The sequence below is a fragment of the Sinomicrobium endophyticum genome (assembly GCF_052983315.1).
This window is the reverse complement of sequence record NZ_JBRKIS010000002.1, coordinates 151,629-177,580: the sequence shown is the minus strand read 5'-3', so window position 1 is coordinate 177,580 and position 25,952 is coordinate 151,629. Positions and strand designations below refer to the sequence as shown.

General features: G+C 42.5%; 23 protein-coding genes. 16 read left to right on the top strand and 7 right to left on the bottom strand.

Translation table 11 applies throughout. The annotated features are described in order from the left end of the window. The first annotated feature begins 54 nt into the window (after positions 1-54). From ACVBDU_RS00995 to argH, 3 genes are all read left to right on the top strand, one after another. A complete protein-coding gene (locus ACVBDU_RS00995; protein ID WP_447177918.1) occupies positions 55-1,116 on the top strand; it encodes a M20 family metallo-hydrolase in 1,062 nt (353 codons plus the stop codon). A 245-nt stretch (positions 1,117-1,361) separates the two neighbouring features. Further along, on the top strand, positions 1,362-1,739 hold the full coding sequence (locus ACVBDU_RS00990) for a four helix bundle protein (protein ID WP_447177917.1): 378 nt from the start codon (positions 1,362-1,364) through the stop codon (positions 1,737-1,739). A gap of 96 nt (positions 1,740-1,835) precedes the next feature. Continuing rightward, positions 1,836-3,113, top strand: a complete 1,278-nt coding sequence (gene argH / locus ACVBDU_RS00985) for an argininosuccinate lyase (RefSeq protein ID WP_447177916.1) — start codon at positions 1,836-1,838, stop codon at positions 3,111-3,113. A 645-nt stretch (positions 3,114-3,758) separates the two neighbouring features. On the opposite strand, the gene ACVBDU_RS00980 is transcribed toward argH, so the two are convergent. Beyond that, positions 3,759-4,469, bottom strand: a complete 711-nt coding sequence (locus ACVBDU_RS00980) for a DUF1028 domain-containing protein (protein WP_447177915.1) — start codon at positions 4,467-4,469, stop codon at positions 3,759-3,761. A 170-nt stretch (positions 4,470-4,639) separates the two neighbouring features. Beyond that, positions 4,640-6,139: a serine hydrolase domain-containing protein gene (locus ACVBDU_RS00975; RefSeq protein WP_447177914.1), complete on the bottom strand. Its 1,500-nt coding sequence runs from the start codon at positions 6,137-6,139 to the stop codon at positions 4,640-4,642. A 327-nt stretch (positions 6,140-6,466) separates the two neighbouring features. Between ACVBDU_RS00975 and ACVBDU_RS00970 the strand changes: the two genes are divergently transcribed. The 6 genes from ACVBDU_RS00970 (at position 6,467) to ACVBDU_RS00945 (ending at position 12,622) form a co-directional block, all read left to right on the top strand. Further along, positions 6,467-6,859 (top strand): DUF1801 domain-containing protein, encoded by a 393-nt coding sequence (locus ACVBDU_RS00970; RefSeq protein ID WP_447177913.1) that lies wholly within the window; start codon positions 6,467-6,469, stop codon positions 6,857-6,859. Positions 6,860-7,082: 223 nt separating this feature from the next. After that, complete coding sequence (locus ACVBDU_RS00965) at positions 7,083-7,901, top strand: hypothetical protein (protein ID WP_447177912.1); 819 nt, start codon at positions 7,083-7,085, stop codon at positions 7,899-7,901. Between the two features lie 230 nt (positions 7,902-8,131). Further along, entirely contained in the window at positions 8,132-8,944 is an 813-nt protein-coding gene (locus ACVBDU_RS00960) for a mechanosensitive ion channel family protein (protein ID WP_447177911.1), read from the top strand. 144 nt (positions 8,945-9,088) lie between these two features. After that, positions 9,089-9,880 (top strand): M48 family metallopeptidase, encoded by a 792-nt coding sequence (locus tag ACVBDU_RS00955; protein WP_447177910.1) that lies wholly within the window; start codon positions 9,089-9,091, stop codon positions 9,878-9,880. Between the two features lie 318 nt (positions 9,881-10,198). Next, on the top strand, positions 10,199-11,080 hold the full coding sequence (locus tag ACVBDU_RS00950; protein WP_447177909.1) for a DUF6438 domain-containing protein: 882 nt from the start codon (positions 10,199-10,201) through the stop codon (positions 11,078-11,080). A gap of 45 nt (positions 11,081-11,125) precedes the next feature. Continuing rightward, positions 11,126-12,622, top strand: coding sequence for an AsmA family protein (locus ACVBDU_RS00945; protein ID WP_447177908.1), 1,497 nt, complete (start codon positions 11,126-11,128; stop codon positions 12,620-12,622). Between the two features lie 101 nt (positions 12,623-12,723). Here ACVBDU_RS00945 and mgrA read toward each other — a convergent pair whose 3' ends face one another. Beyond that, complete coding sequence (gene mgrA, locus ACVBDU_RS00940; RefSeq protein ID WP_447177907.1) at positions 12,724-13,743, bottom strand: L-glyceraldehyde 3-phosphate reductase; 1,020 nt, start codon at positions 13,741-13,743, stop codon at positions 12,724-12,726. A 143-nt stretch (positions 13,744-13,886) separates the two neighbouring features. After that, a complete protein-coding gene (locus tag ACVBDU_RS00935) occupies positions 13,887-14,297 on the bottom strand; it encodes a Dabb family protein (RefSeq protein ID WP_447177906.1) in 411 nt (136 codons plus the stop codon). A 99-nt stretch (positions 14,298-14,396) separates the two neighbouring features. Between ACVBDU_RS00935 and ACVBDU_RS00930 the strand changes: the two genes are divergently transcribed. Continuing rightward, positions 14,397-15,158 (top strand): arylamine N-acetyltransferase family protein, encoded by a 762-nt coding sequence (locus ACVBDU_RS00930; protein ID WP_447177905.1) that lies wholly within the window; start codon positions 14,397-14,399, stop codon positions 15,156-15,158. A gap of 16 nt (positions 15,159-15,174) precedes the next feature. Here ACVBDU_RS00930 and ACVBDU_RS00925 read toward each other — a convergent pair whose 3' ends face one another. Beyond that, positions 15,175-15,711: an NADPH-dependent FMN reductase gene (locus tag ACVBDU_RS00925; RefSeq protein ID WP_447177904.1), complete on the bottom strand. Its 537-nt coding sequence runs from the start codon at positions 15,709-15,711 to the stop codon at positions 15,175-15,177. Positions 15,712-15,949: 238 nt separating this feature from the next. Between ACVBDU_RS00925 and ACVBDU_RS00920 the strand changes: the two genes are divergently transcribed. The 3 genes from ACVBDU_RS00920 (at position 15,950) to ACVBDU_RS00910 (ending at position 19,223) form a co-directional block, all read left to right on the top strand. Continuing rightward, positions 15,950-16,996 (top strand): heparan-alpha-glucosaminide N-acetyltransferase domain-containing protein, encoded by a 1,047-nt coding sequence (locus ACVBDU_RS00920; RefSeq protein WP_447177903.1) that lies wholly within the window; start codon positions 15,950-15,952, stop codon positions 16,994-16,996. Between the two features lie 148 nt (positions 16,997-17,144). Beyond that, the gene (locus ACVBDU_RS00915; RefSeq protein WP_447177902.1) at positions 17,145-18,284 is read left to right on the top strand and encodes a heparan-alpha-glucosaminide N-acetyltransferase domain-containing protein; all 1,140 of its coding nucleotides are present in this window, start codon (positions 17,145-17,147) and stop codon (positions 18,282-18,284) included. Positions 18,285-18,458: 174 nt separating this feature from the next. After that, entirely contained in the window at positions 18,459-19,223 is a 765-nt protein-coding gene (locus tag ACVBDU_RS00910) for a DUF2189 domain-containing protein (protein WP_447177901.1), read from the top strand. Positions 19,224-19,298: 75 nt separating this feature from the next. Here the strand turns inward: ACVBDU_RS00910 and lpdA are convergent, their stop codons facing one another. Both lpdA and ACVBDU_RS00900 read right to left on the bottom strand, forming a co-directional pair. Further along, complete coding sequence (gene lpdA / locus ACVBDU_RS00905) at positions 19,299-20,705, bottom strand: dihydrolipoyl dehydrogenase (protein ID WP_447177900.1); 1,407 nt, start codon at positions 20,703-20,705, stop codon at positions 19,299-19,301. A 197-nt stretch (positions 20,706-20,902) separates the two neighbouring features. After that, complete coding sequence (locus tag ACVBDU_RS00900; RefSeq protein WP_447177899.1) at positions 20,903-22,312, bottom strand: MATE family efflux transporter; 1,410 nt, start codon at positions 22,310-22,312, stop codon at positions 20,903-20,905. A gap of 485 nt (positions 22,313-22,797) precedes the next feature. Between ACVBDU_RS00900 and ACVBDU_RS00895 the strand changes: the two genes are divergently transcribed. From ACVBDU_RS00895 to ACVBDU_RS00885, 3 genes are all read left to right on the top strand, one after another. Then, positions 22,798-23,952, top strand: a complete 1,155-nt coding sequence (locus ACVBDU_RS00895) for an MFS transporter (protein WP_447177898.1) — start codon at positions 22,798-22,800, stop codon at positions 23,950-23,952. Positions 23,953-24,048: 96 nt separating this feature from the next. Further along, positions 24,049-25,254: an MFS transporter gene (locus tag ACVBDU_RS00890; RefSeq protein ID WP_447177897.1), complete on the top strand. Its 1,206-nt coding sequence runs from the start codon at positions 24,049-24,051 to the stop codon at positions 25,252-25,254. A 77-nt stretch (positions 25,255-25,331) separates the two neighbouring features. Further along, positions 25,332-25,673, top strand: coding sequence for a hypothetical protein (locus ACVBDU_RS00885; protein WP_447177896.1), 342 nt, complete (start codon positions 25,332-25,334; stop codon positions 25,671-25,673). Positions 25,674-25,952 lie beyond the last annotated feature (279 nt).

Here is a 25,952-nt window from a genome sequence, read left to right as displayed (position 1 = left end):
TGCACGGCCGTGCATCTCAACCGGATAAACTACCTAAAAGATATAAAAATAGAAATGATAGACCAGCTCACACCATCGGCCATAGTGCTGTTAAAACAACTGATAAGCACCCCTTCTTTTTCTTCGGAAGAAGACAAAACTGCGGCCCATATAGAGAACTGGCTGCAATCGCACCATATACCTTTTAAACGAAGAGACAACAACGTATACGCCTTTAATAAGTATTTTGAAGAAGGTAAACCTACCCTGCTGCTCAATTCACACCACGATACCGTAAGGCCGAACACCGCCTATACCAAAGACCCCTTTGACGCCCATATCGAAGACGGAAAATTATACGGACTGGGAAGCAACGACGCCGGGGGATGCCTGGTGTCCCTCCTCGCCACTTTCGCTTACTTCTACGATAAGCCCGATCTGAATTACAACCTTGTTATCGTGGCTTCGGCAGAAGAAGAAAGTTCGGGCGACAAGGGACTGAACAGCATGCTCCCCGTGTTACCTCACATAGACGTTGCCATCGTAGGGGAACCTACGCTCATGCAACTGGCTATAGCAGAAAAAGGACTTGTGGTATTTGACGCCGCGGTAAAAGGCACGCCAAGTCATGCCGCACATCCCAATGACAATAATTCCATATACAATTCCATTAAGGTATTGGAATGGTTCCGGGACTATCGCTTTGAGAAGGTATCGGAAGTACTTGGAGAAGTGAAGATGACGGTAACCCAGGTCAATGCGGGTAAACAGCACAATGTAGTTCCGGCAGAGACCAACCTGGTTATCGACGTTCGGGTAAATGACAAATACACCAACCGGGAAATTGCAGACCTGTTACAGGCACAATCACCCTGCGATGTTATCACTCCCCGTTCGTTAAGGCTTAATTCATCATCCATCCCAAAGGAGCATCCTTTAGTACAGGCCGGAATAGCTTTGGGAAGAGAAACTTATGGTTCGCCTACGCTTTCTGACCAGGCTGTATTGACTTGTTCGTCCCTGAAATTAGGCCCGGGAGATTCGACACGATCGCATTCGGCAGATGAGTTTATTTATGTAAGGGAGATTGAGGAGGGGGTCAAGTTGTATGTTGAGTTGTTGGAGGGAGTGTTATAGTTTTGAGTTGGGGAGTTCGGAGTTGGGGAGTTCGGAGTTGAGGAATTTGGCGGCTACTTCGTGGTAAGCTTACGAGACTTTCAAAGGAAACGGACTTTCAATTCATTTCCGATACAAGCACCTGAGCATAAATCTCACTTAGTGAGTCAAAACCAAAAACTATTAATTCAGAGTTCATCAAATAAAAAACCAGAGGATGTGTTATTTTTAAGGCTTTAAAATAAATTAACACAACCCTCAACACTATGAAAAGTAAGTACCACTTTAAGTTTGAAGAACTGACCATGTATCAAAAAGCTTTGAACTTTGCAGATGAAATAAATGCGCAGATTAATAATTTTCCAAAATATGAAATATATCGATTAGCATCCCAGTTTATCCGGGCTGCTGATTCGGTTGCCAATAATATTGCAGAAGGATCATCCGGGTCAGCAGCAAGTTTTAACCGTTATTTACAAATTGCTTGGGATAGTGCTAATGAATGTGTGGTGTGCAGCACCAAATCAAGACGGCGCGGATATATTTCTCCGGAAACAGATGAACAAAACCGTGCAAACGTTACGGAGTTATGTAAAATGATAACTTCATATAAAAACTATTTGAAAAAGAAAAAACAGAAGTAGTTGAGACTTTGATGAGACTCAAAGTTAAAGAGTGTAAAATATAAAAAACTCAGAACTCATCAACTCAGAACTAAAAAACTCATAAACCAACAAACAATGAAACTCTGGGACAAAGGCTTTAGCACTGACAAAAAAATAGATCACTTTACCGTAGGAAATGACAGGGAACTGGACCTTCTCCTGGCCAAATATGATGTTATCGCTTCTACGGCGCATGCGAAAATGCTGGGGAAGATAGGTTTACTGACGGAAGAAGAAACCGGGCAACTGGTTGCGGAACTGGGAAACATCCAAAAGGATATCGAAGCGGGGAACTTCACTATAGAAGACAGCTTTGAGGACATGCACTCCAAAATAGAGTACCTCCTTATACAGAAACTCGGTGATACCGGGAAAAAGATACATACGGCCCGCTCCCGGAACGACCAGGTTCTCGTGGCAATGCACCTGTACCTGAAACACGAATTACAGGAGATCAGGGAACAGACTGTAGAACTCTTTGACCTCCTTATGGAACTGGCCGAAAAGTATAAGGATGTTCTCCTTCCCGGTTATACACATTTGCAGATCGCCATGCCTTCCTCGTTCGGACTGTGGTTTTCCGCTTATGCCGAGAGCCTTATAGACGATCTTTATTTTATTGATGCCGCTTATAAAGTGGCTGACCAGAATCCGTTGGGAAGTGCCGCCGGGTATGGTAGTTCTTTCCCCATAGACCGTACGTTTACTACGGAAGAACTCGGTTTTGCTACGATGAAATACAACGTGGTTGCCGCTCAAATGGGACGTGGAAAAGTAGAAAAAAGCGCTGCCTTCGGTATGGGGAGCATTGCCGCTACGCTTTCTAAAATGGCCATGGATGTATGCTTGTATATGAGCCAGAATTTCGATTTTATTTCCTTCCCGGACGAACTTACTACGGGAAGCAGCATCATGCCGCATAAAAAGAACCCGGATGTGTTTGAACTTATTCGTGGTAAGTGCAACCGGATACAGGCCGTACCTAACCAGCTTACGCTTATTATCAACAACCTGCCCAGCGGTTACCACAGGGACCTGCAACTGGTAAAAGAAGTCATTGTACCTGCCATACAGGACCTGAAAGCCTGCCTGGAAATGGCTGCTTTTACGCTGAAAGACATTCGTGTGAATAACGGTATCCTCGAAGACCGGAAATACGACTACCTCTTTAGTGTGGATACGCTTAACGAACTTGTACAGTCCGGAATGCCCTTCCGCGATGCTTATAAAAAAATGGGGATGGACATTGCTAACGGAAACTTCCAGCCCAAACGAGACATACATCATACTCATGAAGGAAGCCTGGGCAATCTTTGCCTGGAAGATATCCGAAGGAAGATGAAAAGGGGCTGATAGGTATATACCATGCGGTATGTTGAAGCAGTTACAAATACTGTCATCAACATCAGTGTTAGGATTTGATCTGCAACCATGAGAAGTGTTAACGGGGATGCCGGTTTTGTTAAAACAGTCACGAAGTTTGTCCCGGCAGGTATAAGAATATTTAATAATATAGCACGAGTCCCGGTGTACTTAACCCTGATGTTTGCGATCATGCCAATAGTCGGTATTTCAAATCCTCCCCCGGTGTTGCACCCGGGTACCTCTACTTCGATTGGATTTAGCACAGCTCCTTTTATTTAATGGGAGGAGCTTTTTATTCTTGTTTTATATTTTTTGGAATAGACTTTGCCAAAGACTTCTCTTTTTGTGTCACTAAAAGAAGTCCTTTATTTTTTTAGTCCTTTTAAGTTATTAAGTCCCTTTTGTCTGTTTTCAGGAGATGCTGCAGAGGTTTTACTCTGCTTTTTTATGGACGTTACCCCCCCCCGGGGGGACTGGTTCTTTCATTTAAATAGTTACCAATGGTTTCGGTTATGAAAGGTAGCAATTTTTCACGCACTAACTTTTCTGTTTATGACTGGCCATAATTTTATGTTTGTACTTTCCTTTCAGCGTTTACACCGCTATTTTTTATATACTGTGTTGGTGGTAGTCTTATTCTTTGTCTCCTTCTTCTTTGCGCCAAAAAGCAAATTGTTGATTGAGTAAAGTTACGGCAGGTTTGCCCCCTTTTTCTATACCTTGAACTGCAAGTTTTAAAATAGCCCCGTCCTGAGGTTTGTAAACCATTATAAAAGCTGACCTGGCATATTGGGTTTCACATCTTTTATCACCACCGGCTTCTTCGCCAGCTTTCAGGGCCAGCATCAATCTTTCGGCTAATGGTTTATCCCTGTTTTCATTAAATGCTTTGTAAGCATTTAAAACGACTTGTTCTCCTGGAAGGATATTGCCTATAACGGCAAAATCGTCACCCACTTTTTCGCCATTCCAATCCTGAATTTCGGCACCGGAATACACAAGAGGACTTGTGTCGGTATTTAGTAAAATGACTCCATATTGTTGTCTTTCGGGGTTGAATTTTTCGTCTTTCATAGCCGTCAATATTTCTTCCGGGCCTTTTCCCTGGTGCATTAATTCTACGCCTTTCATTCGCGCGAAATAATCACTCCCGGCCTGAACCACGATGGCTCCTTTTCCCGGAACGATTGATGCTATTCCGGATACATCAAAAGTACAAGAAGCGCCTACAATACCTATTTCACCGGTTCTCCGGTCTACCGCGATGATAGACCATGTAGCATGGCAATGTGTGGAAAAAAGTACGGCTAAAATTATTAATAATGTAATGCGAGTCTTATTCATTTTTCATACGATTTAGTCTGTTAATTATATTAAAGACAAAGCGAATGAACGTTTGTTACACTACTTTTTAACATTTGTAAGATAAATTTTATTTGAATGAGGAATTACTGCCAATAATCCCGGCTACGCATAGTTGCATGGGTTGGCCCAAACCTTTGCAACTACGGTTTTTACTTCTTCGCCTTTTTGTAAATCAACGAACCTGTCTGAAGGGTGTCATTTGTTATTTCAAAGTTCCTTGTCAGGACTCCCAGATTACTAAAGTAACCCTTTTCTCCGTTCTTATAGATCCTACCATTTAATATGCCCAAATTAAAAATGTAGTAGTTATCTTTTTTGACAATGGAAATGACCGGCCAATCTTCCGTATTTTGATATATACCCGATATCTCATCGTTTGTATTGCTTGCGGTTAGGATTTGTGAATCTTCAGGGTATGGGATTTTATCTTCACTTTCAAAACTTTTGTCAAATTTTGGCTTTTCCTGCTCAAAAATACGGTCTGCAGGTAATGCGTTTATCAGGTTGTAAGCGTAATCTGCCATTAAATGAGGTAATAGATACGCCCTGTTGTCATTCGAAAAAGCAATGATTCCAAATTTTTTCTCCGGCATAAATGACATGTGGAAGCTTATGCCTGCTAAACCTCCAAAACGCGTCAAAATCTTTTCATTCTGATATTCCGCAACGTCCCAGCCTAAACTGTAGCCCGAGCGATGGTACGAGAAATATTCTTTGTCTTGTGGTGTAGTAGAGATATGAAGTGCTGACCAGGAATTTTTATTTAACAAAATGGTGTCTTCTCTAATGTTAGTGCTTAACCATTTGGAAAGGTCGTTTACGGTTGAAATTATTCCTCCTGCCGCATGCATGGTAATGTCATTTTTGTAAAAGCCTTTTTCAATAACTCCTTTTTCATGGGAAACGGTAAGTGACGGACGAATGTCTTTTAGTTTATAATCGCTGACATTTACACTTGTATTCTCCATTTTTAAAGGGGTAAAAATATAGTCTTTCATTTCCGATTTCCACGTTTTTCCGGTTATGTTTTCCACGACCATCCCGGCAATGATGGGACCGACATTGGAATATCTGAATTTGCCCGATGGGTCAAGAAGGAAGTCGGTATTTAAATCGTTGATCAATTCTTCGTTTTTACCGCTATATCCCAAAAAAGCTGTTTTCCACGTCATTCTTGTGCCAAATGTTCCGTGAGTGTGATTTAAAAGGCTTTTAATGGTAATGTCCTTTGTGTCTATACTGTCGTTGTAATGCAGTTGCGGGAGGTAATCGTGAAGGGATTTGTTTAAATCGAGTACCTTTTTCTGTTCTAATATTTTGAGTAATGTCCCCGTAAATGATTTGGTGCCTGATGCAATATACATGGGGGAATTATTGTCAAGGGACGATTTTTTGCCATTTAAAACCGCCCGGTTAAAGGCAAAGGAATACGCCAATCCGTTCTCATCAACTACAGCAAAAATAAAATCGCCGAACAATTCTTTTTCTTTGAAGATGCTTTTTAGCCGGTTTTCAAATTTTGATAAAAATTGAGGATGGTCTTCCCTGAATTTGTGTATGTTTTGAGATGCAGAGTCCTTGTTTGTCTTACAAGAAAATAAAATGAGCAAAAAAAGTATTAAAAATTGTGGCCGGATAACTTGATTCATGCTGTCTGTTGTTTTTATAGTTTTATATAGCTAAGACCGTCAAATTTTCAATTGGTTACAGTTTTTGCGTTTAATTGCGTATAATGCACAATTCCCTGTCTCCATATTTTTTAAGATCGGGTTTAAAGAACTCCGGTAAATACCACGCCTTTGGCACCTTGTACAACTTTATTTATAGGTATTACAAACGTTTTTGGGAAGATAGGCGCTCGTTTCTGCATTGCTCAAAAGAGAGCCCGTTGGTGTATATGTATCTGACCAGGGCGGAATAAAACTTTTGTATATTTGGAGAACGGCATCTTTTAAGAAGGTAATCTTAACAATACCATGAACAAAGAAATTCTCGCATACCACAATGCACAATCAGAAGCAGACAGGGAAATCTGTGATTTTTTATACGAAGAGATCTCCCGCAATCTTCGGGAAGCCGAGAACAAGATCTGGCACGCCCACCCGGTGTGGTTTCTGGAAGGAAATCCCGTTGTCGGATACAGCAAATTAAAAGATGGTATCCGCTTGTTTTTCTGGAGCGGGGCAAGTTTCGATGAAGAACAACTGAAACCCGGTACGGGAAAATTTAAAGATGCTTCCATCCGTTACACTGATGTTGACGAGATAAACCCTGACGATGTGAAACGATGGCTAGAAAAAGCCCGCGACATTCAATGGGATTATAAAAATGTCGTAAAGCGAAAAGGCGAGTTAAAAAGACTGAAATAAGCCTGAAGGATGATTACAAAAGTTTGTGATTTATAATTAAGGTGCATTTGCAAGGCATTCATTACCAGTTTTGTTCTGTTACTCCGCACCACATTGGAACGAAGCAAATTCCTACACAACAATCCTTATTTAGCTATTTTTTGCTTAAATTGTAATCAGAAATTAATCAATCGTTCTAGATCAAATTTCGACTTAAGTATCAACCTTTAAATGAAAAAACCTCATGCGCACCATTACCTTTTGTCTTTTAATCCTTACGAGTTTTGTTATTAATGCTCAGCAAACCGTAAAATACGATCTCCTTCTGATGAACAATGGAGAACAACGCTTCGGAAAAGTAACCGAAATTTCAGATGACGAAATTAAGTTTGCTTATGCGGATGAGGCCCTGATATACACCATAAAAAAAGCAGATATCAGCAAAGTCACCTTTGCAAGTGGCCGCATAGAATTCTTTAACCCTCCTAAAACAGATACATCCGGTGATAATGCCCAGCCTGCAGATTTCAACAACAAGCTGGCTATCCTGCCCTTTGCTTATATTGCAGACCAAAAAGACGGAGGTGCGGAGATGCCTCTTAGAATCCAGCAAGAATGTTTTAGCATTCTCAACAAAAAAGCCGATAAACTACAGGTACAGGATATACAAACAACAAATACACTGTTGGCCAAGGCAGGTGTCAATAACGGCAATATCCAGGGATACACCATGGGTGAAATATGCCACATTTTAAATGTTGAGTATGTAATTCAGGGCATGATAACCACCAATGAAACGGGTGTAATTACATCTACCGTACAATCCGGTAATTCCGTTGTCAAGGAAAGTAACAAAAAGAATGTTATCGGGAAAATTTTAAATACTACAACCAGCACTACCACTTCCGAGAAAAACTATGATACCACGGTAAATATGAATATGTATGACAACAAAGGCCAGCATCTTTTCGGACAGGAACACAACTCATTCTGGCCGGGAATGGATGCTTACCGGGTAACGTTGAACTACCTTCTGAAAAGGACACCTGTATACGGCAAATAACATTCCGGCTTTACAAACCTCTATTCATCCCGGAAACATTCATCGCACTTATAGGTAAAAAGGCTCCTGATAACGGCGTTTTTTTTTATTTTACTACGTTAAAAACTATTGGATACCTTTAGGAAAGAAAGTACCTTTATAAACAATTTGTAGTACTTATAAGAACCCATTGAACGACGAGTTCATTATAAAATAACACCTTTTTATACAACAAAAACCTCATTATTACTATGCAAACAGAAAAATGGATTGAAAAAGGACTTGGACTACTTTTAGAATATACACCCAGGATCATTCTCGCCATTCTCATATGGATTGTTGGTCTGTGGCTTTTCCGACGTGTTGTCAAATACTCCCGGAAAATCATGGAAAAACGGAAATACGACGCCGGTTTGCAAGGCTTCCTGGCCACCTTACTGGATTGGGGACTAAAAATACTCCTTATTATCATTATTATGGGGACGCTCGGCGTTCAAACCATGTCTTTTGCCGCCGTTATCGCCTCTGCAGGTCTGGCCATAGGACTGGCCCTCCAGGGGGCACTGGCCAACTTTGCGGGAGGAGTACTCATTATGATCTTCAAACCCTTTAAAGCAGGAGACTTCATAGAAGCACAGGGTATTTCCGGAACCGTAAAGGAAATCGGGATTGTAAATACCTCTCTCAATACTTTCGGGAACCAGCTTGCCATTATCCCCAATGGAAAACTCTCCAACGAGAACATCGTCAATTACAGCGCGGAAAGCATCAGAAGGGAAAATATCATTGCAGGCATCAGCTACGATTCCAACATTAAAAAAGCCAAAGAAATCCTTCTGGATATTGTAAATTCCAGGGATACCATACTCCGCGAACCTGCACCAATGGTCATTGTTAATGAGCTGGCAGACAGTTCTATTAACCTTTCACTAAGGTACTGGACCAGGAATGAATATTTCTGGGATTGCCGCTGGTATGTTCTGGAAGAAATGAAATATTGCTTTGACGCAGAAGGCATAGAAATTCCGTTCCCGCACCAGGTAGAAATTCAAAAACAAGGATAATTTACCTCCTGTTTACCGGGTCATAGCTGACCATAACCGCTACCTTCAGCCAAATCTTCTCAAAATCCCGGAAATCCGGGATTTCTGATATGGTTACTTTGTCCGTAATTTTGTACAATACAAATTCGAAAAAAACAGACAACGATGAACCTATTACGTCTTGGCACTACAGGTGCACTATTGGTAATGATGTCGCTTACTGCCGGAGCGCAGATAAAGCTGAACAAAAAAGCGCTGGAATCCGGCTCTAAAGTGGTAAAAGCGGCTACGTTGAGTGATGAGGAAGTTATTACCTATACGAAAGAATATATCCGGTGGATGGACGAAAACAATCCCGTAGCACCGGAAACCGATGCGCTGGCACAACGTCTGCAAAAACTAACTTCCGGGTTAAGCAATTACGACGGACTGGACCTTAATTTTAAAGTATACCTGGTGCGGGATGTCAACGCTTTTGCCTGTGCCGACGGTAGTGTACGGGTTTGTGCAGGTTTGATGGATATTATGTCGGACGAGGAAGTGTTAGGCGTTATAGGCCATGAAATAGGCCATGTAAAGAATACCGATTCCAAAGATGCCTTTAAAACGGCACTGTTAACTTCTGCTTTGAAAGACGGGGCGGCATCCCAGGGCGGGGCAGCAGCTACATTAAGTGATTCTCAACTGGGAGATCTCGGCGAAGCTGTGGCCAACTCCGCTTTTTCCAGGAAACAGGAAAGCAGTGCAGATGACTACGGCTATACGTTTTTAAAGGATAATGATGTAAACCCGTGGCACATGGCCATGGCATTCGAAAAGCTACTCGCTCCCTCCGGGGAAGCCGACGGTAACGGAAAGAAAAAAGGATCGCAATTGTTTTCTTCTCATCCCGATACGGAGAAGCGGATAAAGGCAACCGCCCAAAAAGCGGAAAAGGACGGGTTTGATCGGCCGTAATAATATTTTTAAGAATATATCAGACAAAAGCCCTTTAAATACAGGGCTTTTGTTGTATAATAAAAAAGTTTCTGTTTTTTTAAACTATCTTTAGCAATGAACTCGTTTAAATTTTTTCCATCCCGATAATTATCGGGAGGCTGCAAAATGATCTTTTTGCCCCAAATTTTGCCTTTTTATTACTCCGTAGCTCTGCTATGCAGCTCAAAAAAGCCAAAATTTGGAACAAAAATCTCTATTTCCTGCCTGCCGGCCAGGCAGGTTCGCTTCAATCAAAAAAGTTTAAACGAGTTCAATAAGAAAAAGCCTCTGAAAATTATGAAACAATTATTTGCTCTCTCTCTGTTATGTATCTCCTTTTTTAGTTGTACAGATTCCGGGAAGAAGGTAAACTACGCAGAAAACATCCAGGGTGACTGGGTTACGGATTTTGTTAAAAATGATGCGAACAGGCCTTTTTATACTTTTTCCTTCCAGGACAACCTCTGCTCCTATCTCTATCCCTCAGGTGAATATTCTTCATTTACTACCGAATCCGACACCCTGGTCATAGCAGAAAGAGTACAACGAAGCAGGGATAAAGTATCGGGAGGTAAAGAAAAGTACCATTTCAAAATACTGAAACTGAACGACAGCAGCCTTACCCTTACTCCTATAACGGAAAGCACATTAGAATTGATAGGGGTTCCGGGAAACAGTACAGATACTATACACCTGAAAAAAATACCGGTTAAAAACGATCTGAAAATTAAAAGAATAGGTTTCTACAGCGGTCCGTGTTTCGGAGTTTGTCCTTCTATGTACATCGAAATAGATAATTCCGGAAACATACTTTTCGACGGACTCCGGTATACCGAAAAGGAAGGCTTGTTTGCTGGAGATATCCCGAAACGGGAAGTAAAACAGATTATCCGGCAAGTCCGCAATATAGAACTGGATAATCTCAAAAAAGAGTATACCGCCCGGTGGACAGACGACCAGGCCTGCAGAATAAAAATCGAAACGGATAAAAAAACGTATGAAAGCAGCGTTTACGGATTCGATAAAGAGCCTGTAGCTCTCCGTATCTTGTTCCACAAACTTATGGAAACATACAAGAATGCGGAACTGAAACAAGATTCCACAATCCTGAAAAAATTTGCTTTCCCGGAATTCCAGCAAAGCGGTTTTCCTACGCCTCCGGCAGGGCATAGTAAATAGCTATTGCAAAGAACACTGAATTATTGACTATCAAAAGTAATATACTTGAAGAAAATACACATAGTCATACTAGTATTACTCGCCCTTATCATCGGGACTTATGTCATTTTAAACACTGTTGCCCATCGTAAAATGGAGCAGTTTCTGAATGAACAGGTAGACCGGGGGAATCTGCAATACAACAGTTTTAGCCTGTCGCTACTACAAGGAAACGCAACCCTCCGTCAAATACGTTATCAGAAAGGTCACCAGGCGGCAGATGCCGATCGGGTCCGGTTAAAGGGTTTTAGTTACTGGCGTTATCTTGTTCATGATGAGATTTACGTCCGGCAACTTTTGGTGAACCGTCCTAACATCAGCATAAGTAAAAAGCGTGATGCTAAAAAGGAACAGGAAAAAACATCTTTAGATAAAGAAATAAAAGTAAAACGACTCACCGTAGAAAAAGGAAGTATCACCTATACGAAAGATACTTCTCAGGTCCTTAAAGTGGCCGAATACGACCTGGAAATACACGATATAGCAGTGAACCGGGAAACACTGCAAAAAAAGATTCCGGCTAGTTATAAAGAATTTTCCCTGGTACTTTCGGATTTTTGGTATGATTTAAACGAATTGCAGGAAGTAAAAGCGGGGCACATGCAGATTACGGACAATACCATCGAAATAAACACGGTTGAATTACTCCCGAAATACACCCGGAAAAACTACGTAAAGGTTATTCCCTACGAAAAAGATCTGATGCGCCTGAAACTGGACTCCCTGTCTATTCCGCAATACCAGCTGCAACTAAACCGCGACCTTCCCCTATTTGAAGCGCCTGAAATAGTATTCCGGGGTATTGATTTTGACATCTACAGGGACAAAACGGTTACCGATGACCTTAGGGAAAAACCCCTTTACAGTAAAATGCTTCGCGATTTAAACATCGATTTGGATATAGACAGCATATTACTTAAAAACGCGAATATCAATTACCAGGAGCTCATAAGAAAAGACCGGGAACCGGGAGAGGTTTATTTCAGTGAATTAAATGCTTCCATAAGAAACATTACCAACATGCGTCAGGACCGTAAAGATTTTCCGGTTACGGAAATTGATATTAAATCCTTGTTCATGGGAAAATCTCCCCTGTCTGTGCATTGGGAGTTTCGTATTAACGACCCTGCTGATGTTTTCCGTATAAGTGGTAAAGGCTTTGACATTCAGCAACAGTCCATCAATTCCTTTTTCATTCCCGCTTTTAATATCAAAACCGAAGGGACGGTTAACGAGATTTACTTTAATTTCGGAGGAAACCAAAATGTGGCTTCCGGAGATTTCCAAATAGACCATGATAATTTTACGGTGGAAGTGCTCAAAAAAAACGGGGAGGAAAAAAGTGGTTTTCTAAGCTGGGTAGCTAATATATTAGTAAAAAAAGGAGACAAAGGAGAAAAGATCACCGAACATGTTAAAGAAGTGGAAAGAGATAAAACCAAATCGTTCTGGAACTATTTCTGGTCGTGTATAGAAGCCGGACTCGCCAAAACGATTCTTTAACTTTTCGGAAAAAACAGTTGCTTATTACAGGCAAGCACAGGTATTCATGGGAAAACCTGTGCTTGCTGTAATGTCGCAGAAACGGATATGTCCGAAGAAATTTATTTTAAAATCGCTTCGATCTCTTCCAGTTCGGCTGCCGTAAAACTCAAATTGTCCAATGCAGCCACATTGTCTTTCAATTGTTCCGGTTTGCTTACACCAACCAACACACTGGTTACACGTTTATCTTTCAATAACCAGGCAATGGCCATCTGTGCCAGGGACTGGTTGCGGTTTTCGGCAATAGCGTTCAGTTTAGTGACTTTTGCCACGACCTCATCTGTAATCTGACTGGCCTGTAAATACCTGCCGTCCTTTCCGGCACGGGAATCTACCGGGACACCTTTTAAATATTTGTCGGTCAATACCCCTTGGGCCAAAGGAGAAAAGACAATAGAACCTATACCTGTTTCCTCCAAAGTATCCAGCAACCCGTCTTTTTCCACCCATCGGTCCAGCATACTATATCTGGGCTGATGGATCAGGAAAGGGGTTCCCATCTCTTTCAGTATTCTGGCAGCCCTGGCCGTATCTTCCGCATTGTATTGGGAAACTCCTACGTACAGTGCTTTTCCCTGGCGTACCAATTGGTCCAAAGCTCCCATGGTTTCTTCCAGGGGTGTTTCGGGATCTGGACGATGATGATAGAAAATATCTACGTAATCCAGTCCCATCCGCTTTAAACTCTGGTCGCAGCTGGCTATCAGGTATTTCCTGGAACCAAAATTACCATAAGGTCCCGGCCACATATCCCATCCTGCTTTGCTGGAAATTAAAAGTTCGTCCCTGTAGGGCGCAAAATCTTTTTTAAAAATACGCCCGAAGTTTTCTTCGGCAGAACCATAGGGCGGACCATAGTTGTTTGCCAGGTCAAAATGGCAAATACCCAGGTCAAAAGCTGTTCTTAAAATAGTCCTTGCTTTGGTAAAATCGTTAGCATCGCCAAAGTTATGCCATAACCCTAAAGAGAGTAACGGCAACTGAACTCCACTTTGCCCGCACCGGCGATATTGCATGATATCGTAACGGTTTTCACCGGCAATGTAAGCAGGTAAAGGATGGATGTCGTTTATATGCATAGTATATGATTAAGATTTAATAGTCGATTACTGCAGTGCGGATCAACCCTGCAGAACAAGTCGTATTACAGATGGCTGTTCCGAATTTATTAAACAAAACAATATGTATCCGATACTTTGAAACCGGCCGGTAAGAAAGATAACTACCCTAATACCGAATCGTGCACTACCACCTTTTCCCAAAAGTGGCTGTATTTTTCTATGGCATCCATATGTATGGGATGTACACCGTAAACTTCCAGTTCTTCCAGGGTATCGAACTGTATCATCAGGTTATACGTAAAGCTGTTATCCACAACATCGCGGGGTTTGCTGCCGGCAGGTTTGCCGTAATAGAACTTGCGCACACCCGGTATGGTACGCAGCATTTCAAAAAAACCTGTAAACTCCTCTACCTGTTTTTTCGTAAGATCTTTTTTCAGCCAGAACAGTACATAGTGATTTACTACTTTATCGGATGGTGTTCGCATTGCCGAAGTTGTAGCCATAGCCGGAACTACGCTGCCCGCGGCTATGGCAGCAGTTGCCGTTTTAACAAAATTTCTTCTTTTCATGTGGTTGGGTTTATGTAATTTTATGGAAACTTCTTCCGGATTATATACGGTATGAAGATCGTAAAATTGTTTTAAAAAGCCCAGTTTTCCAAACAAAAGATGAATATACAGGCATATTTAAACCGGATCGCTTGCCCTACTGTTTCAAAACCGGATTTCTCCGCATTACGGCATCTGCAGAAACAGCACCTCCTGCACATTCCCTTTGAAAATCTCGATATCCATTACGGGGTTCCGATCCGGCTGGATACGGAAAATATTTTTCAAAAAGTCATCCATCATAAAAGAGGAGGTTTCTGCTATGAGCTCAATGAACTGTTCCTGCAATTACTTCTTGACTCCGGTTTTACCGCCAGGAGGATTTCGGCACGGGTTTACGACAGTAAAAAAGAACAGTTCGGCCCGGAATACGATCACCTTGCAGTGGTAGTAGACCTTGATGGGACTGAATACCTGGCAGATGTAGGTTTCGGGGAATTTGCCTTCGCGCCGTTAAAAATGGAGCCTGATGTTGTGCAGCAGGACGTAAGAGGCGCTTTTGTTATCCGGCCGGGCCATAAAGATGAGCTCGTTGTAAATATAAAAGACAATGCCGGAAACGAAGTCCCTAAATATTCCTTTCAAAACATCTCCCGCGAATACAGTGAATTCTCCGGAATGTGCCGGTACCACCAGACCAGCAGTGAATCGCCCTTTACCCGTAACAAACTGATATCCATTCCTACGGAAAACGGGAGGATAACCCTTACTGATAACAAACTGACGATCAAAGAAAACGGTAATACCAGCGAAGTTCGTATTATCAACAAATCTGAATTTGACCAAAAGTTACAGGAACTTTTTGGAATTGTGATAGTATAAAAACACCTCTGAAAACCTACAGTTCTTTCAAAAACGTGTCCAGAGCCTTCCGGTGTTCTTCCTTCAGTTCGCTATCGGTTATCTCTTTTTCTTCCCTGGAAAAGTTGTGACCGAAAGAAGGTAGTGAGAATGTAGCTACTACTTCCGCTCCGAACCTCGGTATCGTATCCTGTATTTTTGCCAGGGAATGCTGTCCTCCTGCCCTTCCGGGTGACGTACTCATCAAAAATACTTTTTTACCGGCCATAAACTGACGGTCCAGCCGGGAAAGCCAGTCGATAAGATTTTTAAAATAGGCAGACGGATTGCCGTTATGTTCATTGACGGAAATAATAACCCCGTCCGATTTTTTTATATCCTCATTGAGTTCCACCAATGAATTGGAAAAACCTTTTTCGCGTTCCAGGTCTTCGCTATACATCGGAAAAGGGCAATTGGCCATATTCAGTTGCTGTACAGGAATATTTTTTATCTCAGAAACCGTGTATTTCACCAGTTCGTAATTGATGGATGTGGAAGAATTACTTCCGGCAAAAGCCAGTATAGATGCCATATATATTGTTTTAAGATCGGTTTTATCCGTTAAATGTGCTAAAGATTTCTCAGAAAAGGAAATTTTAATGTAATAAACCTAAAAAAGCCATTTTTATTATGAGTTCATTTTCGCTTTAATCAAAAAAATAAATGAGTTCTATCTCAGTATATGACAACAAAAGATTTTGTCAGGATTAAAAGTCCGTTTTTTTTGCCGGCAAATAATCCAAAAGCCGGTTTTTGACAGTATATGTTATATGAAGAATAGCTCCCGCTTATATTTTATAGATGCCATGAGGGCCTGGGCTATTTTAATGATGCTGCAGGGACATTTTATAGGCAGCTTACTGGATTACTCTTATAGGGACTCGTCTGGTCTCGCCTTTATGATCTGGCAATACAACCGGAAAATAACCGCCCCCACCTTTTTTACCGTGGCCGGATTTATTTTCATGTACCTTCTCATACGGCAGAAAGGGCTCACGGGATGGGACAATCCCCGGGTAAAGAAAGGCATAAAAAGAGGATTGATGCTTATTGGGCTAGGTTATATCCTGCGCCTGAACTTTGAGGCCTTTTTTCTGAAAAACACTATAAACGAATCTTTCTACCAGGTATCGGTATTACATTGTATCGGGGTTTCTGTTCTGCTGCTTATCCTGATCTACCTTGTAAGTTACCGGAAAATGAAATACCTGATGCCTCTTACACTATTGGGTACCACGGTAGTATTATTTGCTTTATTTCCAATGTATTACGGCCTGGACTACACGGTACTTCCGAAAATGCTGGCTAACTTCTTCACCAGGTCTAACGGCTCCGTATTTACTATTTTCCCCTGGTTCGGTTATGTCTCTTTCGGTGCTTTTATGGCGGTAATGTTCGATACGTATAAACAAAAAAAGAATTTATACCCTATTGCCATAGCAATTTGCCTGGGTACGGGACTTCTCCTCATATGGTTGTTTTCCTTACCTTATCTTCACAATAACCTGTTTTCCTGGCTGGGCAATGTGCTTGTTTTATTCGCCGTTTTTATGCTGTGCAGAAATATACTGACCTCCGGAACCGTGATTGCCATAGGCCAAAATACCCTTTCTATCTATGTTATACATTATATTGTGCTGTACGGAAGTGTTTTCGGATTGAGTTTTCAGTTATTCCGGCATTCCCTTCCCCCCTATATTGTGATACCGGGAGCTTTATTGTTTATGATCATGATCAGTTATTTGTCGTTTCAGTACAATACGGTAAAACGGGCCATAAAGAAAAAATTACGGCGATATAATACCACCACCGGTTGATCTGCCTGTTTAATTTAGGGCTTCGGGTAAGAGATGCGAAATGGAACAGGCACCTGAAAAGAGCCAGGTAATTTGTATTATTTTTGCGGGGAAAAATCCAAAAGCACTGTTTTAGGAGTATATACCTATTGAACTCAAAAAGTAATCTATGGAGAAGACTTCCCGGTTATATTTTATAGACGCCATGAGGGCCTGGGCCATTTTAATGATGTTACAGGGCCATTTTACAGATGGTCTTTTGGATCCTCTCTTCCGGGACACATCCAATGCCTTCTTCGCTGTCTGGAAATACAATCGGGGGATTACGGCCCCTACCTTCTTTACCGTGGCCGGATTTATTTTCATGTATCTTCTCATACGCCAGAAAGAACTCACGGGCTGGGCCAATCCCAGGGTGATGAAGGGCATAAAAAGAGGGCTTATGCTCATAGGCCTGGGATATATTCTGCGACTCAATTTCAAGGGATTCCTGTTTAAAGGAGAAATATACGATAACTTTTACCGGGTAGACGTGCTGCATTGTATAGGACTTTCCATCCTGTTCCTGGTGGGCATCTACCTGCTGACTCATAAAGCCAGGCGATTTGTGATGCCTTTGGTGCTGGCGGGCAGTACTCTGTTACTCTTTTCTCTGTTTCCGTGGTATTCCGCGTGGGATTACAGTTTTTTCCCGAAACTGATCGCCAATTACTTTACCATGGCCAACGGATCGGTATTTACTATAGTGCCCTGGCTGGGTTATGCCGCTTTCGGAGCGTTTATGTCGGTATTGTTCAGTCAATACAGGGAGAAAAAGAACCTGTATCCCGTTGCTATCCGGACATGCCTGGTTGCAGGTAGTGCACTGATCTTCTTCTGCTCTCCCGCCTACCTGAACAACGCCTTGTTTGCCAGGCTCGGAAATGTCCTTATCCTATTTACCGTTTTTATGCTTATACGGAATATACTGACTTCCCGGACCGTGATATCCATCGGACAAAATACGCTTTCTATTTACGTTATACACTACATCATATTATACGGAAGTTTTTTTGGTTTGGGGCTTTACCAGCCATTCCATCACTCTCTGAATCCGTATATCGTCATTCCGGGGGCTGTACTGTTTATGGCTACTGTTACCTGGCTGTCTTTCCTCTATAATAAGATTAAACCTGCCATCCGGGAAAAAAAGACAATTTTGAAGAAGGAAATCGTTTCCGGATTCTATCAAAGCTACAGGGAAACCACATCGTTTTTTGCGAAGTTAAAAGTAAAGATCCTTTCTGCACTCAGCATGATCAAAAGCTAAATTCCCGCAAAAACCCCTCCCACAGGGTTTTTATCATTCTTTTTATCCCTGTTCTCCAAAGTCAACTATTTTGGGGCATCCCGATAACGGGACTGCGAATAAATATCGCTTGTGAATTAATCCGGAATGGGTTGAAAACCTTATCTTGGTACGGATAAAATAATATTATTTGAAATGAATTTTACCCAAGAGAAATTACATCATGTCCTCCAAAGAGGATATAATCTGGAATTTAGTCCTGTATTTGAAAAAGCTTTCGAGAACTACAAGAAAATTGCCTTACAGGCGGGGGTGGTCCTGCTTATTGTAAGTGTTATTCTGGTCGTCCTCATCACGGCCGTTGTTTCCAGTCTTTTCGGGATTGGCAGCCTGTCGGAAACCCTGCTGCAGGTCAACCTGAATTCTTCTTTTCTGGTTATTCTGGTCTATACCATATCTATTGCCGCCATCAGTGCCGTTCTATCACCTGTAAGTGCCGGCCTTATACGGATGGCACACCTGGCAGAGACCGGGAAGGATTTTTCCATATCCACCGCTTTCGATTATTATAAAGGTGTGTACCTTAAAGAGCTGTTCCTGGCATCATTCCTGCTTACCGTGGCCGGGGCTGTTATTTCCTTGCTCCCTTTTATCGGAACTATAATCTCCTACATCATCTCCTTTTTTACATTTCTGGCCATTCCGCTTATCATTTTTGCCGATCTGAAAGCCATGGATGCTATTCAAAAAAGTATTCAGCTAGTCTCCAAACAACCGCTTGTTATCCTCGGACTCCTTATTGTTACGGGTCTGGCTATTATGATAGGATTTGTTGCTCTTTGCATAGGTATCTTGTTTACCTTTCCGTTCATGTACTCTATGTATTATACTATTTATGCTCATATCATTCCGCTAGATAGCCGCGATGAGATTGACGAAATTGGCACCCCGGTGGACTGACCGGCACCAAAAACCATAAAAAAGTAAGGCCTCAAAACAATTTGAGGCCTTACTTTTTTACACATCACTTATATATTATACATGCAATGCCCTGTTATCGGTAGCAGCGAGGGCTGCTTCCTTAACTGCTTCGGCATAGGTAGGATGGGCATGACTCATGCGGGAAATATCTTCCGCGCTGGCCCTGTATTCCATTGCAGTTACTCCTTCGGCTATCAGGTCGGCCATACGGGCACCTATCATGTGGACGCCGAGTACTTCATCCGTAGCGGAATCTGCAAGTATCTTTACAAATCCGTCCGTATCCATACTGGCCCTGGACCTTCCGAGGGCGCGCATAGGGAACTGGCCTACTTTGTAATCTACTCCTGCTTCTTTTAATTGTTCTTCTGTTTTACCAACCGCCGCTACTTCCGGCCAGGTATAAACCACCCCGGGGATCAGGTTGTAATCGATATGCGGTTTTTGTCCTGCAAGGGTTTCCGCTACAAAAACACCTTCTTCTTCCGCTTTGTGAGCGAGCATGGCTCCTTTGATGACGTCTCCTATAGCGTAGATATTGGATGCACTGGTTTGCAGGTGGTCGTTAACTTCTACCTGTCCTCTTTCGTTCAGTTTTACCCCGGCAGCTTCAGCATTCAGGCCATCGGTGTAAGGACGGCGCCCTACGGAAACGAGACAGTAATCCCCTTCCAGAACTACTTCTTTGCCTTTTTTGTCATCGGCTTTCACAGTTACTTTCTTTCCGTTCCTGGTCACTTCTTTTACTTTGTGCCCGGTGTAGAACTTAAATCCTTGTTTTTTCAATACTTTGGTAAGTTCTTTGGATAGGGCTCCGTCCATGCCAGGAATAATCCTGTCCATGAATTCCACCACGGAAACATCGGCTCCTAATCTTTTATACACTTGCCCGAGTTCCAGGCCAATGACACCGCCACCTATAACTACCAGGTGTTTGGGTATCTCTTTCAACTTCAACGCTTCCGTGGAAGTGATCACTCTTTCTTTATCTATTTCTATAAATGGAAGTGTGGAGGGCTTGGAACCAGTGGCTATAATGGTATTCTTAGCTTCTATCTTTTCCTCTCCGCCATCTGCTTTTTTGATATTTATGTGCGTACTGTCGGCAAAGCTTCCCACACCTTCGTAAACATCTATCTTATTTTTGTCCATCAGGAACTTTACTCCGGCACAGGTCTGGTCTACCACAGATTGTTTACGGTTTATCATCTTTTCCAGGTTAACTTTTACTTCTCCCGGAATTTCGATACCGTGCTCCTCAAAATGTCTTACGGCATCATCGTAATGATGCGTAGAGTCCAGGAGCGCTTTGGAAGGGATGCAGCCTACGTTAAGGCATGTTCCTCCAAGGGTGGAATATTTTTCAATGATTGCTGTTTTCATCCCGAGTTGTGCACAGCGGATAGCTGCAACATATCCTCCCGGACCTGAGCCTATAACGGCTACATCGTATGAACTCATAATATGTTTTTTGAAAATGTATTTTTAAACTTAATAAACACAAAAATACAAATGTTTTGCAAAGCACCGGCCTTGTAATGCGGCTATTCTCGTATTTGTCACAAGATACTGCAATGAAGTGAGATATTACCCGGATACAGATCATAGGGGCATCGTATCCGGGAATCTTCTTTATAAACATTGCCCCCTTATGTCATTTACACTTTTACCGTCTTCCAGTTTCCTTTTTTAAACCATAGCAGCGCCATGATAGCAATCAAGGTTTCTGCAATCGTTATGCCCAGGTATACTCCTACAGGTCCCCAATGAAACACCATAGCTGCCAGATAGGCAAAAGGCAGCTGGAAAACCCAGAAACAGAAGAAATTTATGATCGTGGGGGTTTTGGTATCTCCCGCCCCGTTAAATGCCTGGGTAATCACCATGCCATAGGCATAAAAGATATATCCGGCCGCCACTACCTGTAAACTAAGGCTGCCGTACTTTATCACCTCTATATCATCGCTGAACCAGCCTATGATATACCTGGCGAATACCAGGTATACCAGGGACACCGTAAGCATAAAAATAGCATTGTATTTCCCGGTTTTCCAGACGGATTGTTCCGCCCGATCGGGCTGGCCGGCGCCCAGGTTCTGGCCTACCAGCGTTGCCGCGGCATTGCTCATCCCCCAGGAAGGCATCATGGTAAACATCATTACCCGGATGGAGATGGTATACCCGGCGAGTACTTCACTGCCGAATTCGGACATAATGCGCATAAGTATCACCCAGCTGGAGGTCCCTATAAGAAACTGTCCTATGCCTCCTAAAGATACTTTTACCAGGTTCCACATAACCTGCCCTCTTAGCACCAGGTCGGATAGTTGCAATTTTATCCTGCTCCATCCGTAGAACAATATCCACAACTGGAACAGAACTGCTACTCCTCTTCCTATGGTAGTAGCTATAGCTGCTCCTTCTACACCGTATGCAGGCACAGGCCCCCACCCGAATATAAAGATAGGGTCGAGGATAATGTTGAGTCCGTTAGACAATGCCAGGGCCCACATGGCAACGGAGGCATCTCCGGCACCGCGGAATATGGCATTGATAAGGAAAAGCAGGAATATGGTTATATTACCTCCTATCAATATCCGTGTATACCCGAAACCTTCTTCTATAAGGTCGGGTTCTCCTCCCATTATGCTGAGTATTTCTTTGGGATAGGAAACCCCGATAACTCCTACAACGATAGAAATTACTACCCCGAGAGCAATGGCTTGTACGGCGGTTTCTTTAGCTCCTTTAGTGTTCTTTTCCCCTACCCTGCGGGCTATTACTGCCGTAGCGGCCATACTCAGGCCTATAGCCACCGCATATAAGAGGGTAATTACCGACTCCGTAAGCCCTACGGTAGCCACGGCATTGACACTTACACGGGAAAGATATATAATATCTACCAAGGCAAAAACCGACTCCATCATCATTTCGAGGATCATAGGAATGGCCAGCATAAAAATGGCTTTGCGGATACTTCCGCTGGTAAAATCCGTTTCCTTACCGGTAAGGGCGGTTTTAAGGTTTTTAAAAAACTTCCTGTATTTATTTTTGGAATGTGAACGCATCGTCTCCGAAATTATATGGTCTGACAAATAAAATTTAAAGCAAAAAATATGGTAAGCGAAGAAGTATGCTTACCACGACAAAATATCCGCCTGTATCCAGGCCGGTTTTGTCATCTTATTAATATAATTTCGGAATGATCATAATGCTGCAATATTAAATACTTTTTTTTAAATAGTCGAAAGTTTTTTTTGTTTTAACAAATTACGGGTTTAAGACAGGGAATATTTTTATGAACTTTGCGGAGGATTAGTTGGGGAGTCTTGGAGTCTTGGAGTCTTGGAGTCTTGGAGTCTTGGAGTCTTGGAGTCTTGGAGTATGGGAGTTTTGGAGTATGGGAGTTTTGGAGTCATTGGAGTCTGGGAGAGGGCACCCCCTTTATCCCCCTCAAGGGGGAAGTGTGGTTTCATAAAAAATAGACTTCCTTTAGGGGATACGGGGAGTAAAGTCCATAGCTTCTCAACTAAGTATTAAAAAACTGACAACAATGAACATCAACCTTAAAAGAAGAGTAGCGGTAAGTGCAGTGTTTTTTCTGAGTGGTATCTGCTTTGCCAGCTGGGCCAGCCGTATACCGGATATTAAGAATAAGCTACAGCTTACGGAGGGTGAACTGGGCGGACTCCTGCTCGGGCTTCCTGCGGGGTCCCTGGCTGCTCTTCCGTTGGCGGGATGGCTGGTGCATCGTTTTGGCAGTCGTAAGGTAGCTGTTATTTCCGCTATATTATACGGATGCGTATTACCATTACTCGGGCTTGCGGAAACCACAATTGCACTGCTTGGCGCTGTTGCTCTTTTCGGATTGGTGGGCAATCTTATTAATATTTCGGTAAACACCCAGGCCGTAGGTGTTGAGTTCCATTACGGAAAGACAATTATGGCTTCTTTTCACGGTTTATGGAGCCTTGCGGGTTTTGTTGGCGGGGCTATTGGCGCGGGGATGATAGATCTGAAGATAAATCCTTTTTCTCATTTTACCGCTATATCTTGTGTTAGCCTGCTCATTATCTTCTTTGCTTACCGCAATATGCTTACGGAAGATGTAAACACCGGGGACAGTAAAGGACTGGTATTGAAGAGACCGGACAAACTGTTATTACGCATCGGGGCCATAGCTTTTTGCGGTATGATGTGCGAAGGTTGTATGTTTGACTGGAGCGGTGTTTATTTTGACAAAGTTGTAAATGTAGATGCCGGACTGGTTACCCTGGGATATATTGCTTTTATGAGCACTATGGCTACGGGACGTTTTGTAGCGGATCATTTTACCCAGCGTTTCGGGGCGGTTTGGTTACTTCAAATCAGTGGTATCCTGATATTTTTCGGGCTGTTGCTTTCTGTACTCTTTCCTTCCGTGATTTTTGCTACAGTCGGGTTTTTACTGGTTGGTGCGGGCACTTCTTCGGTGATACCTCTCTCCTTTTCTATGGCGGGGAGGTCTAAGAATTTTCCTCCCGGTATATCCCTGGCCCTGGTCTCTACCATTGCCTATTTCGGTTTTTTGTTCGGTCCGCCGGTTATCGGGTTTATTGCCGAACATCTCAATCTCCGGGCTTCGTTTTTACTCATCGCTTTTGTAGGGGCTATGATCGCTGTGCTTTCGTATAGCGGAAGGGATATCCTGCGAAAACCGTCAAATTAAAGAAGGTGGGAGTTTTGGTGGTGGCTTCCCCATTGCGCAATACACATGTCGTACCTTTGTCCTTTTTTAAGGGAAACCTCAAAAAATTGCTGTATTTTGAAAGATTTTTACCTGTTTTTAAAACACAATGCCAGGGAAGTAAGCTTTGGTTGGGTGCTGACTTTTTTATCCAGTTTCGGGCAGACTTTTTTGATATCACTTTACGTTCCGGAAATCCTGAAGGCGTTTAGCATTTCCGAAGGTACCTTTGGGGGGATATATGCTATTTGTACCATAATTTCCTCTGTCCTTATGCTCACCTTAGGGCATTCTATAGATCATAAACCTGTAAAAACGGTTACCGCTATTACGGTTATCGGTGCTGCGGTTTCCTGTTTTATACTTGGTATTTCGCACTACCATATCGCCTTGTTGTTCGTGGCCGTAATAGGGCTGCGTCTTACGGGACAGGGATGGATGACACATATCAGTATGACGGTAATGTCCCGCTACTACGAAGCGGACCGAGGAAAGGCCCTGAGTATTTCTGCCCTGGGCTATTCTATCGGTGAAGCCTTCTTCCCTATCGTGATCTCCACTCTTATCCTTTGGTATGACTATGAGGTAGCGGCTATTGCGTCCGGATGCTTTTTACTTTTATACCTGGTAAGGCTCCGCTTCGTAAAACTATCGCATTTTAATCCTAAGGAAAAAGGAAATGTTAAACCTACGTCCGTAGCCATTGCGAAGGATTACCTGAAAATACTTTCGGAAAAGAAACTCTACATTATGATGCCTGCAAGCATTGTGGTGGCCTTTACTTCTACTTCTTTCTTTTTCTATCAATATGTATTTGTAGCGGACAAAGGCTGGTCGGTCTCCCTGTATGCTTCTTTTTTTACGGCCTATGCCATTACTCGTTTTGCCATGACCCTGATGGGCGGACTGTGGGTAGACAAGTTTACGGCAAGAAAGATGTTCCGGGTATACCTGCTTCCCATAACTGTAGGCCTGCTTCCTCTTGCTTTTATGGACAGTATTATAGGCGCTCTGATATTCCTCATCCTTGCGGGATGTTCCGTCGGGGCTTCCGGGGCTATCACCACTGCTGTTATCGCTGAACTTTACGGGGTAGAAAGACTGGGAATTATAAGAAGCCTTTACACCATGTTCGTCGTATTGAGTACGGCACTGGGGCCGTTTTTGGTGGGACTGCTCCTGGATGCCAATGTATATTTCAGCTGGATTATTCTGGGGTTATTTTTTATGACCACGGCTTCTCTCCTCAATGCGCAACGTATTAAAAATATCCCGGAACCTTAATTTTCAAACCTAAAGGACAAGGATACATAACAGACAGGGGAAAGATCTGTTAATACAGGTACAGGAGTATTATCTGTATGGATAAGAAGTATTTGCACAGGTACAAGAATATCATCCGCAGGAACAAAAAGTATCCACACAGGTATAAGAATATCATCCGCAGGGACAAGAAGTATCTACACAGGTATAAGAATACTATCCACAGGGACAAGAAGTATCTACACAGGTATAAGAATATCATCCACAGGTACAAGAAGTATCTACACAGGTATAAGAATATCATCCACAGGTACAAGAAGTATCTACACGGGTATAAGAATATCATCCGCAGGAACAAGAAGTATCTACACAGGTATAAGGATATTATCCGCAGTGGAAAGAATTGTAACCGCAGGTACGGGAATATTAATTATGCTTAACTGAATATAACCTTAGTGCATGACAAAATTCAATCCGGATAGATTTTCCTTTAGGTAATGCATTGGGCCCAGTCGAAATGGTCCGGGTAGAACTGATTTTCCGACAATTCACTGAAAAACTAATTTTATCATATACTCTAATAATACAACATAAAGTTGCAAAATAGGTATGGCAGGTTTCTATCTTTCTATATGCTTCGCGGTAAGGGGGGGAAGAACCTTCAAACAATAAAAAGCGTGCTTTATAGCAAATTATCCGCAAAAAAGGATTAATTTGAA